The sequence below is a fragment of the Luteibacter sp. genome (assembly GCF_036499525.1).
In the GTDB taxonomy this organism is placed as follows: Bacteria; Pseudomonadota; Gammaproteobacteria; order Xanthomonadales; family Rhodanobacteraceae; genus Luteibacter.
This window is the reverse complement of the sequence record NZ_DASYDO010000063.1, coordinates 183,425-199,694: the sequence shown is the minus strand read 5'-3', so window position 1 is coordinate 199,694 and position 16,270 is coordinate 183,425. Positions and strand designations below refer to the sequence as shown.

Here is a 16,270-nt window from a genome sequence, read left to right as displayed (position 1 = left end):
GCTGAAACTGGCTGGCGAATGCGTGCGGCTGGGCATTCCTGCGCTGGCGCTGTTCCCATCGGTGGGTGCGGACGCCAAGAGCGAAGACGCCGCCGAGGCCTGGAACCCGCGGGGACTGTTCCAGCGTGCAGCGCGCGCGCTGAAGAAGGCCTGGCCCCAGCTTGGCCTGATCGGTGATGTTGCGCTGGACCCCTACACCACCCACGGCCAGGACGGCCTGATCGACGCCGACGGCTACGTGATGAACGATCCGACCGTCGAAGCGCTGATCAAGATGTCGCTCGCCCAAGCCGAGGCGGGCATGGACTTCATCGCGCCATCGGACATGATGGACGGTCGCATCGGCGCCATTCGCGAGGCGCTGGAAGACGCGGGCCATATCCATACCCGCATCCTGGCCTATTCCGCGAAGTACGCCTCGAGCTTCTATGGGCCTTTCCGCGATGCCGTAGGCTCGGCGGCGAGCCTGGGGAAGGGCAACAAGCATACCTACCAGATGGATGTCGGCAACAGCGACGAGGCCCTGCGTGAGGTGGAACTGGACCTCGCCGAGGGAGCCGACGCGGTGATGGTGAAGCCGGGCCTGCCTTACCTCGACATCCTGCGCCGCGTGAAGGACGCCTTCGGTGCGCCGACCTTCGTTTACCAGGTAAGCGGCGAGTACGCGATGATCAAGGCAGCCGCGCAGAACGGCTGGGTGGACGAGAAGGCCGTTGTCATGGAATCGCTGCTGTCGATGAAGCGCGCCGGCGCGGATGCGATCCTCACCTATTTCGCCATCGACGTGGCGCGCTGGCTGAAGGGCTGAATACCCTGTCGGAGTCGCTATAGGGGCCCCGACAGGAATCGCCAAAACCTCGCTTCGTCCGCATGACATAATCCGGCCGACACTTAGGGAGCCGGGATGGACGGTCATCATTTTCTCGAGACGGCGGTCGTCTTCCTGCTGGCGACGGTGATAGCCGTCCCGCTCACCAAGCGTTTCCGTCTCGGGGCCGTCCTCGGTTACATGCTTGCCGGCGTGGTCATCGGACCATCGGTGCTTGGCCTGATCAGCGACACGCAAGGCGTGGCCACCATCTCCGACTTCGGCGTGGTGCTCATGCTGTTCGTCATCGGCCTGGAGCTGTCGCCGTCGCGCCTGTGGGTGATGCGCCGCGCGGTATTCGGCAGCGGCAGCCTTCAGGTGCTCACCTGCTCGGTCGCGCTGGGCGCGATCGGCTATTTCCTGTTCGGCCTCACCTGGAAAGCCGCGGTGATCGTCGGCGGCAGCCTCGCGCTGTCGTCCACGGCGTTCGGCTTGCAGATCCTCGCGGAGCGCAAGGAAGCCGGTACCGTCTATGGCCGCCAGGCCTTCGCCATCCTGTTGTTCCAGGACCTCGCGGCGATCCCGCTGATCGCCGCTGTCCCGTTGCTGGGCGGCGCCATCGCACGCGATGCGCATGCGCCCGACCTCATGAGTGTCGTCCGCGTCGTCGGCATGATCCTCGCGGTGATCGTCGGCGGCCGGTTGCTGCTGCGTCATGTGTTCCGTTTCGTCGCTCGCGCCAAGAGCACTGAGGTGTTCACCGCCACGGCCCTGCTCGTCGTGATGGGTACGGCATGGCTGATGGAACTGGCGGGCATCTCGACGACGCTAGGCGCCTTCCTCGCCGGCCTGCTGCTGGCGGACTCGGAATACCGGCACGAACTCGAATCGAATATCGAGCCGTTCAAGGGCCTGCTGCTCGGCCTGTTCTTCATCAGCGTGGGCATGTCGGTGGACCTTCACATGCTGGTCGACAAGCCGCTGCTGGTGCTGGGCCTGGTGGTCCTGCTGATGGCGGTGAAGGCCGTGTTGATCATGCCCCTGGGGAGGCTGGTGGGCGCGCTCACCACGGCCGATTCCGTGCGCCTTGCCGCGCTCCTGGCGTGCGGTGGCGAGTTCGCTTTCGTCATCCTCAATCTCGCCCAGCAAAGCCGCGTCATCGACGGTACCCAACGTGGCCTCATGGTGATGGCCATCTCCCTGTCGATGGCGCTGACGCCGCTGCTCGTGCTGGTGGCCTCGCGTCTCATGACCGAACGCGTGCGCAAGCCCGATCGCGAATTCGACAACATCGAGTCCGATACGCCGCGCGTGATCATCGCGGGCTTCGGCCGCATGGGCCAGATCGTCGCGCGTATCCTGCGCGCGCAGGGCGTCCAGTTCGTGGCCCTGGAAAGCTCGGTGGAACAGGTGGACACCTCGCGCCGTTTCGGCGGCACATCGCTGTTCTTCGGCGACCCGGGAAGGCCTGAAATGCTGCGCGCCGCACAGGCCGACAAGGCCGAGGTGTTCGTCATCGCCACGGACGATCCTGAAGTGAACCTGCGTACCGCTCGGCTCGTACGCCGCCAGTATCCCCACTTGAAGATCGTCGCCCGCGCGCGCAACCGTCAGCACGCGTTCCGCCTGATGGACATCGGCGTTGAAGAGCCCGTGCGCGAAACCTTCTATTCGAGCCTGGAGATGACCCGTCACGTGCTCGAGTCGCTAGGCATGAGCCCTGATGTCGCGGAGAGCCGCCTGGAGCGCTTCCGCAAGCACGACGACCAGGTACTCCGTGCGCAGTACCTCGTTTACGACGACGAAACCGCGCTGGTGCAGACCACCAAGGAAGCCCTGCAAGACCTGCAGCAACTCTTCGAGGCAGATGCCGTCGACGAGCGGGAACGCGAAGAGGAAAAGTGACCCCTCTTCGTTCGTTCAATCCGGCTGTGCAGGCTGCCGCAGCGTCTGCCTCACGCTAGGGATCGCACCGACGCGCGTGCCTAGTTCGTGTGCGATGTCGACATAGCCGAGGTGCCGTGCCACCTCGCCCGCCGTGCGCCCGAACGCATCCGCTGCATGGCGGTTCGCGCCACGCTGCAGCAGCACGCGGGCCGGCGGCAGCAATGCGTGCATCGCGCACGCGTGCAGCGCGCTGACCCCGCGATGATCGGCATGCTCGACCATTGCTCCCGCATCGAGCAGCACCGGCACCAGGGCGCCGAGGTGCGTCGCGTCCGCGTCGGTGCCGGGGCGCATATGCGCCCCGAGGAGGATGAGCAACGGTGTGACGCCATCCTTGTCCGGCTTGTTCACGTCGGCGCCCTTGCCAATCACGGCGTCGAACAGTCGCCGCGCGCGCAAGCTGTCGCGACTGCCGAAGCAATATTGGGCGGCAGCATGCAGCGCGGTATGTCCGTGCGCGTCTTCCGCGGACACATCGGCGCCCGCCGTCAACAGCAGGTCGGCGATATCGGGATAGCCGAGTGTCGCGGCGATCATCAGGGCCGTGGCGTCGCCGGGCAGGCGCTGGTCGACGGCCGCACCGCGTTCGATCAGCAGCGCCACCACGTTCTCGCGGCGTGTGTTCACCGCCGCCGCGAGTGGCGTCACGCCGGACGTGGCGGTGACCGCCGTATCGGCGCCGGCGGCGAGCAGGCGCTCCGCGACGTCACGGCGACCCGCGCCAGCGGCGCGGAGCAGGGCGGTGGCACCCTGCTGGTCGCGCGTGTCGACGGCGAAGCCGAGCTCGAGGAGGCGATCGATGGCCTGCAGGTCGCCCGCGGCTGCCGCCGCGGGAAGATCGTTGGCGCGAAGCGCGCGTCGCGGCAGCGACCAGATAGACCAGCTCAGCCAGCGTTCGACGTCGCCGTGGCCAATGCCGAGGCCATAAGGTGTCTCGCCATTAACGTCCGCCGCCTCGGGATCGGCGCCGTGCGCGACCAGCAGGCGGACCAGCGGGAGACTGTCGTCCGCCTGTTCCAGTGCGGCATGCAGCGGTGTACGGCCGCCGGCATCGCGCACGTTCGGATCCATGCCTCGCTCGAGCAGCGCGCCAAGGAGAGCGACGCGACCCGTGGCGGCAGCCACGTGCACTGGCGTGCGGCCCCGCGCGTCGGCGCCGAAGGGATCCGCGCCGGCTTCGAGCATCGCAAGGGTGAGCCGCTCGTCCGCGTCCTCGAGGCGGCAGATGGCATGTCCGAGAAGGCCCGCGCCGGCAGGGCTCGCGCCCGCCTGCATGAGCTGGAGCAGGGCGTCGGCGGACTGCGGCAACTGCGGGAGCAGCGCATCGAACAGGCGCCGGCCGGGCCCGCCTTCCTCGTTGGCGGGCGTCGCGAGTCTCGCTTCCGCGGCGAGGCCATGATCGAGCAGCCAGGCTCGCGCGGTATCGAACCCAGCGCCCGCCAGGTCCACATATAGCGCGGCGAGTTCATGCGCAGGCCACTCGCGGACCTTCGCGGCGAAGGTGGAGGCGACCGCCCAGTGGCCGAAGCGCAGCGCATCGTAGAGATGCATAGGCGAATCGGCGCCGGCTTCGGGTACGACCGATTCGCTCAGCGACGTGGGCAACGGCGTTTCCGGATCGAGCAGGGCGACGAAATCCCATCGGCCCGTGGCCGCCGCATGGTCGAGTGCGCTGCGCCCATCGGCCGCGGGCTCCTTCGGCTGCGCGCCAAGCGTGAGCAGCGCGCGTACCGTCGCGGCCTGGGCGCGTGGCGACTGGCAGGCAAGCGTGAGGGCGTCGCGCCCGTGGCCATCGCGAGGCGAGGCATCCGCATCGGCGTCGGCAAGCATCTGCACGATGCCGTGCGCGCCCGCGCGCGCGGCTTCCATCAAGGCGGTGGTGCCGTTCTTGTCGGCGAGGTTCGGGTTGGCGTGGGCCTGCAACAGGACGCGGGCGATCTGCTCGTGCCCTTCGGCCGCGGCGGTGATCAACGCGGTGCGGCCGTTCGCATCGGCCGCGTTCACCGCTGCCTTGTAGCGGAGCAGCACTTTCGCGCCTTCGCTGTCGTCGTCGGGAATGCTGGCGGCCGCGACCAGCGCGGGCTCGGTTCCCACCGGCGCGGGCTTGGCGCCGTGATCGAGCAGGAAACGGGCCAGGGTCCAGTTCGCCGTGCGGCAGGCGATCACAAGCGGCGTTTCGCCCGCGTGGTTCACGGCATCCACCGGCCCACCGGCATCCAGCAGCATGGCGGCGATGGTCGGCTCCGCGCTCAGCACGGCACCATGCAGCGGCGTATTTCCCTCGGCGTCCGCGCCAGCGGCATTCGCGCCGTTGGTGAGCAGGGTGAGAACGGCTTCCGGACGTCCGTGCCAGCTGTCGCGACTGGCTGCGAGCAGGGCAGTCATGCCGTTGTGCACGCGGTTCACCTTCGCGCCCTTGCCGATCAGGGCGCGCAGCAGGCGTATATCCGGTGAGAGTGCGGCGAGGGTGAGCACCGGCCGCTGGTCGCGATCGCCTGGCTCTGCGCCGGTATCGGGGTCGGCGCCGGCTTCGACGAGCGCTACGGCCCGGGCGACGTCGCCGCCGCGCGCCGCGACGAGCAAGGCCTGTTCGCGGACGCCGGGCTGGCTTTCCTCGCTACGGAGCACCGGAATCGGTGCGCGGACGGCCTCGGCCGGTGTGTCGTCCCGCGGTTCCTCGCGCGCGGTACGAATGTGCCCACGAAAATCGCATAGCAGCGCGCGCAGGGTGCGATTGGCGATGATCATGCAGCCGAGGGGCAGCAGCACCAGCGCGTAGACGCCCAGCGCCGCGATGCGCATCTCCGAGGGCAGCACGCCGTAGAGCCCCGACAGCGCGACGGCGCAGAAAGCGAGGACAAGCAGGCCCAGCGACGCCGGCAGGAAGTGCGAGAAGAAGCGCTCCTCGGCCGAGAGGTGCCGGCCAAAGCTGATCGAGCGGGCCATGGCCGTGAATATCCAGGAGCCGTCGCCGCTGTGCGCGGGATAGGCGTCGTCCCAGACGAACAGCAGACCGAAGGCCGGCCAGACCCGCCATAGCGCGGCCAGCGCCACGACCAGCGTGGCGGCGAGCAGCAATGCGGCCCCGAGGCTCGGGGCCTGGGTGAGCTTGAGCAAGGGCCACGCCACCAGGACGAAGACGAGGAAGGTGTAGGCCGTGAACATCACGACGTGCGCGGAACCGCGACGCAGCACCGTGCGCAGGTAGCTGGTTTCAGGGTCGAACCCGATCGCGTGGCATACCGCGCCCATGGCCAGGGCGTTGGCCAGCAGCAGCGGGATCAGGGCCAGGGGCGAGGCCGTCAAGCCTGCACAGGCGACGGCTGCGAGAGCGGGGAGGAACCAGGGCAGCGCCTTGATCAGCGACGGTCGACGACGTTTGGATTTAGCCATACGCGCGAGTATACGGAGCCGTTCGCGCCTACGCGGTAACGGGGCGTTAACCCGGGTTGCACGGTTCCCGCATGCGCGTATTCGGCTGGATCACGCCCGGACGAGGGTTTCGCCCGGATCGATCTCGCGATTGTGGTTCGGCTGGTTGCACACGCTCAGCGTCTCGTTGGGCGGCGTCTGCATGTGCCAGCCTTGGGAGGCCAGGTTCCCGAGCACGCGGTCGGTGTCGTCGTGCGGCAGCTTGCGCTGGGGCGTCAACTCCACCTGCAGCACGAAGCGCAGTTCGCCCAGCAGGAGAGCGAGCGGCTCGGGAAGCAGATCGAAACCCTCGCGACGGGCGAGCCAGACGTAGGTGTCCGGTTTGCGCTGACTGGCGTACACGAAGCAGTGCATGACGGCAAGTCTCGCTATCGGGGCGGGTGTTCAACGTTAGCAAATGCCGGGCGGAAACGGGGGTTCGTACACGTGACCCGTTTCACCTTTGTTGCAGCGGGACTTGCAAAACGTGCGTCAATTCGTCCAAAGTGCACAGCCAGAATGTTAAACGCGCGTATGAAAACGGATAAGTTTCCGCTTTTCCGACGCGTGATTTCCACCGCCCCCGAGCAGAACAAGAAGCAGGAGCCGACCCCGCATGCAGAAGCTGAACCTCCGTACCCGCCCGCTTGCCATCGCCGCCCTTTCGTTGGCCGTCGCCGGCGCGCTGGTGGCTCCCCAGGCTGCCCAGGCCAGCGCCTTCCAGTTGAAGGAAAACAGCGCCAAGAACCTCGGCCGCGCGTTCGCGGGCTCCACCGCCGCGGGCGACGACGCCTCAGTGATCGTGAACAACCCGGCCGCGATGTCGATGCTGAAGGGCAACGTGTTCCAGGCCGACGTCACCGGCATCAACTTCAGCACCAAGTTCCACGGTACGGCCACGGACGCCCAGGGCCGGCCGATCAGCGGCGGCAACGGCGGCGACGCGGGAACCACGATCCCGGTCCCGGCGCTGTACTTCGCCTCGCAGGTAAGCGACCGTTGGCACGTCGGCTTCGGCCTCACCGCGCCGTTCGGTTTCAAGACCGAATACGACTCCGACTGGAAGGGCCGCTATAACGGCATCAAGTCCGACTTCAAGTCGTTCGACGCCACTCTGTCGGCCTCGTTCGACGTGACCGACGATTTCGCGGTCGGCGTCAGCGCCATCGCCCAGAAGACGAGCGCGGAACTGACCAGCGCCATCAATTACAACACCGTCGGCCTGGGCCTGATCCAGCGCGCCGCCGCCGCCGGCCAGTTGCCGCCTGCCACCGCCGCCGCGCTCGCCGGGCAGTACGCCGCCGTGGTGCCGCCGGGCAGCGATGGCACCGCCAAGATCAAGGGCGACGACTGGGCCTATGGCTGGCAGGTCGGTGGTCTGTGGAAGCTGACCGCCAACGACCGCATCGCGCTGAACTACCGCAGCAAGATCAGCCACACGCTCGAAGGCACCGGCAACTTCACCATGCCGTCGAACGTCACCGCCGTGCTGTCGAATCCGGCCGTGGCTCCGCTGCTGGGTGGCGGCCAGCCGCCCTTCACCCACACGAATGGCCGTGCGGACTTCACCACGCCCTCCATCGCCACCGCGAGCTTCTGGCACCAGGACGAGAAGTTCGGTTTCGGCTTCGACTTGTCGTGGACCAAGTGGGATGCCTTCCAGGATCTCACCGTCAACTACTCGAACCCGAACCAGCCGCCGACCAGCGAAGACTACAGCTGGCGCAACACCTGGTTCGCCTCGGTGGGTGGTGAGTACTACGTCACCGACAAGCTGACCCTGCGCGGCGGTGTGGCCGTCGACACCACGCCGACCTACGACGACACCCGCTCGCCGCGCGTGCCGGACTCCACCCGCAAGTGGCTGGCCTTCGGTATCGGCTACAAGGCCACCGATCGCTTCGAGATCAACGCGGGTTACGCGCATATCTTCGTCAACGACGCACATATCGCCGGCGTGACCAGCGGTACCGGCGACCGCCTGGTCGGTTCGAGCGACGACAAGGGCAACCTGCTGAGCGTCTCGGCCAAGTACCAGTTCTGATCGTTTTACCGGTCGGTTGAAGAAAAGACCTCCCCGGCGACGGGGAGGTCTTTTTTGTAGGAGCGCGCTCTGCGCGCGACAGCTTTTGAGGCCGTGAGTAACAGGATCTTGGGGCTCCTCGCGAAAAGCTGTCGCGCGCAGGGCGCGCTCCTACGGTCAATACGCGTATTCGCGGAACAGTGGATCGACGCTGCCGTTCCACTTCCCGTTGAACAGCTCCAGCTTCACATCCGCCTGCGTCTTGCCCGAGATCGCGATTTCCATCAATGGCTCCAGGTAGATCGACTCGTCCGCACCACGATTGCCCTGGCGATTGCGGCGCTTCAGGCCGGCGTCCGCGATCTTCAGCGCCTCGAGCGACAGGTCGCGCACCGTGTGGTCGCGGAAGCGCAGGTCCAGCGCTTCCTTCGGCACGCCGTCACGCAGTGCGTGGCGTTCGGCCTTGCTGAAATCCTTTACGAGATCCCACGCCGCGTCGAGGGCGACGTCGTCGTAAAGCAGGCCGACCCAGAGCGCGGGCAGGGCACATAGCGAATTCCACGTACTCGTGTCCGCACCACGCATTTCCAGATACTGCTTGAGACGCACTTCCGGGAACGCCGTGGTGAGGTGATCGGCCCAGTCGGTCATCGTGGGTCTCACGCCAGGCAACGCAGGCAATTCGCCGCGCATGAATTTCTTGAAGTCCTGCCCCGCGAGATCGAGGTACTTGCCATCGCGATAGCTGAAGTACATCGGCACGTCGAGGATGTAATCGACGTAGCGCTCGTAGCCGAATCCATCTTCGAAGACGAAGTCGAGCATGCCGGTGCGATCGCCATCCGTATCCGTCCACACGTGCGAGCGATACGACTTGTATCCGTTCGGCTTGCCTTCGGTGAAGGGCGAGTTGGCGAACAACGCGGTGGCGATCGGTTGCAACGCGAGGCCGACGCGGAATTTCTTCACCATGTCGGCCTCGCTCGAATAATCGAGGTTGACCTGCACGGTGCAGGTGCGCGTCATCATGTCCAGGCCGAGCGAGCCGACCTTGGGCATGTAGTCGCGCATGATCTTGTAGCGGCCCTTAGGCATCCACGGCATCTGGTCGCGACGCCACTTTGGCTGGAAGCCCATGCCGAGGAACCCGATGCCGAGTTCCTCGGCGACCGAACGTACTTCCTTGAGGTGGTCGGTGACTTCGTCGCAGGTGTCGTGGATCGTTTCCAGCGGTGCGCCGGAAAGTTCGAGTTGGCCCGCCGGCTCCAGGGTGATGTTCGCCTTGCCCTTGGTCAAGGCGACGGGCGTGTCGCCTTCGCGGGCGATGTCCCAGCCGTAACGCGAGGCCAGGCCTTCCAGGATGGCGCGGATGCCCGGACGGCCGTCGTCGAACGGCGGCGGTGTGAGGTCGTCGGTGTAGAAGCCGAACTTCTCGTGCTCGGTACCGATGCGCCAGTCGGAGCGCGCCTTTTCACCCTTTGCGAGGTGGGCGATCAGGTCGTGGCGATCGCCGATAGGCGTGCTCTTCGCGGCGCTGGGGATGGACACGGACTTTCCTTGACGTTGGGCTCACGGCCGTTAGGCGGATCACATGGGGACGGGTTCCCGCAAGCAAAAGGTGCCTGCGCGCGGAGCGTAGCATCGCGGGTCGGCGCCGTGTCCAAAAAGTCCTGGCGAGCGCCTCGGGTTCAGTAATCGGACAAAGAAAAAGGCCGCCGGAGCGGCCTTTCGCAGGTTTTTTCTGCAAGACGGAATCAGCGCTTCATCGAATTGAAGAACTCGTCGTTGGACTTCGTGTTCTTCATCCTGTCGAGCATGAATTCCATCGCCGTCAGTTCGTCCATCGGGTGGAGGAGCTTGCGCAGGATCCAGATCTTGGCGAGCAGGTCCGGATCGATCAGCAGGTCCTCGCGGCGGGTGCCGGAGCGGTTGATGTCGATAGCGGGGTACACGCGCTTCTCGGAGATGCGCCGGGACAGGTGCACTTCCATGTTGCCCGTGCCCTTGAACTCCTCGTAGATCACCTCGTCCATCTTCGAGCCGGTGTCGGTCAGCGCCGTGGCGACGATGGTCAGGCTGCCGCCTTCCTCCACGTTGCGCGCGGCGCCGAAGAATCGCTTCGGACGCTGCAGTGCATTGGCATCGACACCGCCGGTAAGCACCTTGCCGGAACTGGGAACCACGGTGTTGTAGGCACGGGCCAGGCGGGTGATGGAGTCGAGCAGGATCACCACGTCCTTCTTGTGCTCGACCAGGCGCTTGGCGCGTTCGATCACCATCTCGGCGACCTGCACGTGGCGCACGGCCGGCTCGTCGAAGGTGGAGCTGATGACTTCGGCGCGGACGGTGCGGGCGATTTCCGTGACTTCTTCCGGACGCTCGTCGATCAGCAGCATGATCAGGTGGACGTCGGGATGGTTGTACTGGATGGCCTGAGCGATGTTCTGCAGCATCATCGTCTTGCCGGACTTCGGCTGGGAGACGATAAGGCCACGCTGGCCGCGGCCGATCGGCGCCACCAGGTCGAGGATGCGGCCGGTGATGTCCTCGGTGGAACCATTTCCTCGCTCGAGCTTGAACGCCTTGCGCGGGAACAGCGGGGTGAGGTTCTCGAACAGCAGTTTGTTCTTCGACGCCTCCGGCGGATCGCCGTTGATGTCGTCGACCTTGAGCATCGCGAAGTAGCGCTCGCCTTCCTTCGGATGGCGGACGCGTCCGGTGATGTAGTCGCCGGTGCGCAGGTTGAAGCGGCGGATCTGGCTGGGCGAGACATAGATGTCGTCGGGGCCGGCCAGGTAGGACTCGTCGGCCGAGCGCAGGAAGCCGAAGCCGTCCTGGAGGATTTCGAGCACGCCCTCGGCCCAGATGCCGCCACCGGAGCGGGCGTGGGCCTTCAGGATGTTGAACACCACGTCCTGCTTGCGCTGGCGGGCGACACCCTCGCGGATGCCGAGCGACTCGGCGAATTCAAGGAGCTGGATGGAGTTCTTGCGCTTCAGTTCGGTCAGGTTGATCAGGCGATCGTTGCTGCCGGCATCGGCGTTCTCGTCGTCGTCGACGGGATAGCCGTTGTTGTTGCGCGGGTGCTGGTAGTTGCCGCCACCAGCGTTGCCGCCAGCGTTGCCGCCACCGCCGCCACCGCCACCGCCACCCGGGCGCTGCGGATTGCGCTCGTTCCGGCGGCGGCGGCCGCGGCCATCGCGCTCGTTACGGTCGTTGCGGTTCTGCGGCTGGTGCTGCGGACCACCAGCCTGGGGCTGGGCCTGCTGCTGGCCGCCGTCGCGCGTCTCGCCCTGCGTCTGCGGCAGGGGCGGAAGCGCTGGAGGATTGTTGAGCTGCAGCTCGGCCTGTGGAGCCGGGGTGGGCGCGGGTGCCGGAGCCGGGACAGGCGCTGGCCTCGCGGGAGCTGGCGCCGGGGCGCTCGTCTCTACGGTGGGCGCCTCGGCGGCTGGTGCCTTGCGGCGGGTACGGGGACGCGGCTCGGTCGCGGGCTGGTCGCCGGCGCCCTTGGCGTCGATGGAGTCTTTGGTTTCGATATCGGACACGGGCAAACCTCACGGGGCGCCGTTGGAAAAAGGAGGGGAGAGGGTTCGCGGCAGGGGGACAAGCGGTGTCCCGGCGAACGCCTTAGAGCCTAGCATCGCGTGAGGCGCGGCGTAAAGCGCCTCACGCGGCGGCTGAGTGAAACAGGGCTATCAGATCGCCTTCTGGATCATCTGGTCGAGCTGCCCCTTGCCGACGGCGCCGATCTGGGTGGCTTCGACCTTGCCGTTCTTGAAGACCATCAGGGTCGGAATACCGCGGACGCCGTATTGGCGGGGCGTCTGCTGGTTATCGTCGATGTTGATTTTCACGATCTTGACCTTGCCGTCGTACTGGTCGGCCAGCTGGTCGAGCACTGGAGCGATGGACTTGCAGGGGCCGCACCACTCCGCCCAGAAGTCGAGCAGGACAGGGGTTTCGGAATCGAGGACGTCTTTTTGGAACGCAGCGTCGCTCGTGTGGGTGATCTTTTCGCTCACCGGGGTCTCCAGGAAAGGGTGAATAAGGGGTTGACGACCGTGACGCTCGCATCGGCTACACTAAGGAGCCCCATGTCGCGGGTCCAACCGGAACCGAAGGTCTTGGCCATTGCAGCCGGCGGCCCTCATTCCAACCCAACTAGGGGCGCGATACAAGCAATTCAAGGTCGCCGGCGGGTGGTTTCCGTTGACATAGGTGAACCGGTTTCCAAAGCCGGTTCACCTATGCCAGCGGAAACCCTCGGGCGCGACCACCATCGCCTCCGGCCATCGCGCGCCGGGCGCGTCGCAGGCCGCCGGACTGACACCCGGCCGCTCCCGACACTCCCGTGACGCCGGCCGGACCCTCCGTGTCCCGTGGGCTCCTCATGCCGCCGGGACGGCGCCACCCAAGCGTGGCGCGAGTTTCCAGGCCCTTCATTCCACTATGTCCCAAACCGTTCTCACCGACGTCTTCTACGAAAACCTCGACCTCCATCCGCTGCTCCATCAAGGCCTCGCCGCCGCCGGAATCACCCGCTGCACGCCCATCCAGGCGCTGACGCTACCCGTCGCCCTGATGGGGCGCGACGTCGCGGGCCAGGCCCAGACCGGCACCGGCAAGACGTTCGCCTTCCTGGTCGCGCTGATGGATCGCCTCCTCAAGAATCCGGCCCACCCGGATCGCAAGGACTCCGACCCTCGTGCCCTGGTCATCGCGCCTACCCGCGAGCTGGCCATCCAGATCGAGAAGGACTTCCAGGTCATCGGCAGGGCTACGGGCCTGCGCAGCGCGCTGATCTACGGCGGCGTGGACTACGACAAGCAGCGCCAGCAACTGCGCGACGGCTGCGACATCATCATCGCCACCCCGGGCCGCCTGCTCGATTACCACAAGCAGGACGTGTTCGGCTTTGGCAGTGTCGAGGTCATGGTCATCGACGAAGCCGACCGCATGTTCGATCTCGGCTTCATCAAGGACGTGCGCTTCATCTTCCGCCGCCTGCCTGCCCGCGAACAGCGCCAGGTGCTGCTGTTCTCCGCCACGCTGAGCCATCGCGTGCTGGAACTGGCCTACGAGCATATGCACGAGGCCGAAAAGCTGGTGGTGGAGACGGAAAACGTCACTGCGGACCGTGTCCGCCAGGTCGTCTACTTCCCCTCCAAGGAAGAAAAGATGCCGCTGCTGTTCAACCTGCTCGAGGAGAGCAAGGCCGAGCGCAGCATCATCTTCGTCAATACCAAAGCCGCCGCCGAGCGCATCACCGACCGTCTGAAGCGGCACAACTTCCGCGTCGGCGCCATCTCCGGCGACGTGCCGCAGGTGAAGCGGCAGAAGCTGCTCCAACGTTTCCAGGAAGGCCAGATCGACCTGCTGGTGGCTACCGACGTTGCCGCCCGCGGCCTGCACATCCCGGCGGTCAGCCACGTGTTCAACTACGACCTGCCGCAGGATGCCGAGGACTACGTCCACCGCATCGGCCGCACCGCGCGCCTGGGCGCCGACGGCGATGCGATCAGCTTCGCGTGCGACCTCTATGCGATGGGCCTGCCGGACATCGAGGCCTACATCAACCAGAAGATTCCCACCGCCTCGATGGAGGCGAGGTTGCTGGTGATGCCGGCGCCCCGCCCGCGTGCCGACGGCGTGCAGGACGAGGTAGAAGATCCGAACGATAACGACGGTCACATCCCCACCCGCGGTGCGCCGCCGGAGAAGGGCGGTCGTGGTAGTCGCGACGGCCGTAGCGGCCCGCGTTCAGGCGATCGCTCCGGCAGCCGCGAGCGCCGTCCGCGGCCGCCGCGCGAGGATCGCCCGGCCGCCGCGGCGGCACCGGCCGAAGTGCCGATGAAGACCGTCGTCGTGGCCGAAACCGTCGCCGAACTCCCGGCCGCCGTGGAAGCGATGGCTGCCGACGGAGCGACGAAGAAGCGCCGCCGCCGTCGTGGCGGCCGCGGCCGCGGTGCCCGCGAGGGTGCGGAGAACGGCAGCGGGAGTGGCAACGGCAACGCCCAAGTCTCGGCGAACGGCAACGCCGCGCGCGCCGACCACCCGAAGCAGGGCGCCTCGCGCCACGCTGAAGGCCAGGCGAATCCGAACCGCCGCCCGTCGCGCCAGGTGACCGCCAGCCGCCCGGCTTCGGCGACACCGCCGGCCGCTTCACCGGCCAAGGAGAAGGTGGGTCTGCTGCGCCGCATAGGCCGCCTGTTCGGCGGCCGCTGAACCAGGCCTTGTAGGAGCGCGCCCTGCGCGCGACAGGTTTTCGCCAAGAGCCGCAGGCCCTGCTGCTCCTCGCGAAAACCTGTCGCGCGCAGGGCGCGCTCCTACGTGAATCCGTCGGCCGTGGGGCCGCAAAACCACCACCACATCCCTTATCCTCTGGAGCTTCACGAGCCAACGGGTAACGCGGTGATCGGTTTCGATCTGGTGAGCAAACGGTATGAGGGCGGTCACCAGGCCCTTACCGATGTGTCGTTCCAAGTCGACGCAGGCGAAATGGCCTTCGTCACCGGGCATTCCGGTGCCGGCAAGAGCACGCTGCTGAAGCTGCTGGCGATGATCGAGCGCCCCACCAACGGCGTGGTCACGCTGGACGGCCAGAAGCTCAACACGGTTCGCGCCGGCGACGTCCCCAAGGTACGGCGCAAGCTCGGCATGGTGTTCCAGGACCATCGCCTGCTGCTCGACCGCAGCGTCTTCGCGAACGTGGAATTGCCGCTGATCATTGCAGGCGTCGCGCCCGGCGATCGAGGCCGCCGCGTGCGCGCCGCCCTGGAAAAGGTCGGTCTGCTCAGCTACGAGAAGCAGCTGCCCGAAGCCCTGTCGACCGGCGAGCAGCAACGCGTGGGCATCGCCCGCGCCATCGTCGGCAAGCCCGCCGTGCTCATTGCCGACGAACCCACCGGCAACCTCGATCCCCAGCTGGCCATGGAGATCATGGCCCTGTTCGCAGAGTTCCAGGCGGTCGGCACCGCCGTCCTCGTCGCCAGCCACGACCTCATGCTCATCAAGCGGATGAAGAAGCGCGTCGTGGTGCTCGACCACGGCAGGCTCGTCGCCGACGTACCCGCCACGGAGGTGGTATGAACGCCGTTCGTGAATCCCGCCGGGCTCCGGAACCGGAGAAGACGCGCCGTAGCGGACCACGCAAGGTCGGCGCCTGGCGCGAGCACCATGCCTGGAGCATGTCGATCAGTTTGCGCCGCCTTAGTGCCCGACCGTTAGGCACCTTGCTCACGGTGGCCGTCATGGGTGTGGCCCTGGCCCTGCCGCTCACGTTCTATCTGCTGCTCGGCAACGTGCAACGAATGGGCGACGCGCTCGGACGCAACCAGTCCATCAGCGCCTTCATGAAGCCCGGACAGAACGCGGCCATGGCGGAAACCGCCGCCTCGGCGTTGCGCGGCCGTCCGGAAGTGGCGGACATCGTCGTGCGAACGCCGAAGGACGGGCTCGATGAACTCGCCGAGGTCCAGGGTTTCTCCGGCGCCTTGCAGTCGCTCGACGCCAATCCGCTTCCCTATGTGCTTTCCGTGAAGCCGAAACCCGGGCTGTCCGCGGAGGAAGCCAGCCGGCTCGTCGAATCGATGAAGGCGACGCCGGGTGTGGACATGGTGCAGGATACCGGCGCATGGCGGCAGCGCCTCGATGCCTTGCTGGGCGTTGGCAGCCGAGCGGTCGGCCTGCTGGCCCTGTTGCTCGGCGTGGCCGCGCTCCTCGTGGTGGGCAACACCATTCGCGTGGATATCCAGAGCCGCAGCGCCGAAATCGGCGTGCTCCTGCTCATCGGCGCCAGTCGCCCCTTCGTTCGCCGGCCCTACCTGTACGCGGGCATCTGGCTGGGCTTCCTGGCCGGTGTCCTCGCCGTGTCGCTGGCCGTCGTGCTCGAGTTGGCCATGGCCGGTCCGGTGGGACGCCTTGCGGCGGCTTACGACGGCAGTGTCACATTCGGTGGACTCCCCGCCTGGCTCCTGCTTTCGGTACCCTTCGCATCGGCCGTGCTGGGGTGGCTCGGTGCACGACTCGTCAGCGCGCGGCAGATCCGCCGCGCCGCGGCGGGCTGACCAAGGGGATATCGG

The 16,270-nt window shown here is 66.7% G+C and carries 11 protein-coding genes; 6 read left to right on the top strand and 5 right to left on the bottom strand.

Annotated elements, in window-relative coordinates:
* Together hemB and VGM71_RS12670 are read left to right on the top strand one after the other, a co-directional pair.
* The coding region (gene hemB, locus VGM71_RS12675) for a porphobilinogen synthase (RefSeq protein ID WP_331545650.1) at positions 1 to 808 on the top strand (808 nt) is incomplete at its 5' end.
* A 96-nt stretch (positions 809 to 904) separates the two neighbouring features.
* Complete coding sequence (locus VGM71_RS12670; protein WP_331545648.1) at positions 905 to 2,713, top strand: monovalent cation:proton antiporter-2 (CPA2) family protein; 1,809 nt, start codon at positions 905 to 907, stop codon at positions 2,711 to 2,713.
* 15 nt (positions 2,714 to 2,728) lie between these two features.
* On the opposite strand, the gene VGM71_RS12665 is transcribed toward VGM71_RS12670, so the two are convergent.
* A complete protein-coding gene (locus tag VGM71_RS12665; RefSeq protein WP_331545646.1) occupies positions 2,729 to 6,148 on the bottom strand; it encodes an ankyrin repeat domain-containing protein in 3,420 nt (1,139 codons plus the stop codon).
* 90 nt (positions 6,149 to 6,238) lie between these two features.
* The gene (locus VGM71_RS12660) at positions 6,239 to 6,541 is read right to left on the bottom strand and encodes a YcgL domain-containing protein (RefSeq protein ID WP_331545644.1); all 303 of its coding nucleotides are present in this window, start codon (positions 6,539 to 6,541) and stop codon (positions 6,239 to 6,241) included.
* Between the two features lie 241 nt (positions 6,542 to 6,782).
* Here VGM71_RS12660 and VGM71_RS12655 point away from each other — a divergent pair, with 241 nt between their 5' ends.
* Entirely contained in the window at positions 6,783 to 8,210 is a 1,428-nt protein-coding gene (locus VGM71_RS12655) for an OmpP1/FadL family transporter (protein ID WP_331545642.1), read from the top strand.
* Positions 8,211 to 8,366: 156 nt separating this feature from the next.
* Here VGM71_RS12655 and VGM71_RS12650 read toward each other — a convergent pair whose 3' ends face one another.
* The 3 genes from VGM71_RS12650 to trxA form a co-directional block, all read right to left on the bottom strand.
* Positions 8,367 to 9,737: a glutamate--cysteine ligase gene (locus tag VGM71_RS12650; protein WP_331545640.1), complete on the bottom strand. Its 1,371-nt coding sequence runs from the start codon at positions 9,735 to 9,737 to the stop codon at positions 8,367 to 8,369.
* A 206-nt stretch (positions 9,738 to 9,943) separates the two neighbouring features.
* On the bottom strand, positions 9,944 to 11,734 hold the full coding sequence (gene rho / locus VGM71_RS12645; RefSeq protein WP_331545638.1) for a transcription termination factor Rho: 1,791 nt from the start codon (positions 11,732 to 11,734) through the stop codon (positions 9,944 to 9,946).
* Positions 11,735 to 11,884: 150 nt separating this feature from the next.
* Positions 11,885 to 12,211, bottom strand: a complete 327-nt coding sequence (gene trxA / locus VGM71_RS12640) for a thioredoxin TrxA (protein WP_331545636.1) — start codon at positions 12,209 to 12,211, stop codon at positions 11,885 to 11,887.
* Between the two features lie 427 nt (positions 12,212 to 12,638).
* Here trxA and VGM71_RS12635 point away from each other — a divergent pair, with 427 nt between their 5' ends.
* The 3 genes from VGM71_RS12635 to ftsX all read left to right on the top strand — a co-directional run bounded on the left by VGM71_RS12635 (position 12,639) and on the right by ftsX (position 16,255).
* Positions 12,639 to 14,414 (top strand): DEAD/DEAH box helicase, encoded by a 1,776-nt coding sequence (locus VGM71_RS12635; protein ID WP_331545634.1) that lies wholly within the window; start codon positions 12,639 to 12,641, stop codon positions 14,412 to 14,414.
* 186 nt (positions 14,415 to 14,600) lie between these two features.
* Positions 14,601 to 15,278, top strand: coding sequence for a cell division ATP-binding protein FtsE (gene ftsE, locus VGM71_RS12630; RefSeq protein ID WP_331545664.1), 678 nt, complete (start codon positions 14,601 to 14,603; stop codon positions 15,276 to 15,278).
* Complete coding sequence (gene ftsX / locus VGM71_RS12625; RefSeq protein WP_331545632.1) at positions 15,275 to 16,255, top strand: permease-like cell division protein FtsX; 981 nt, start codon at positions 15,275 to 15,277, stop codon at positions 16,253 to 16,255. The genes ftsE and ftsX overlap by 4 nt, the downstream gene beginning before the upstream one ends.
* Positions 16,256 to 16,270 lie beyond the last annotated feature (15 nt).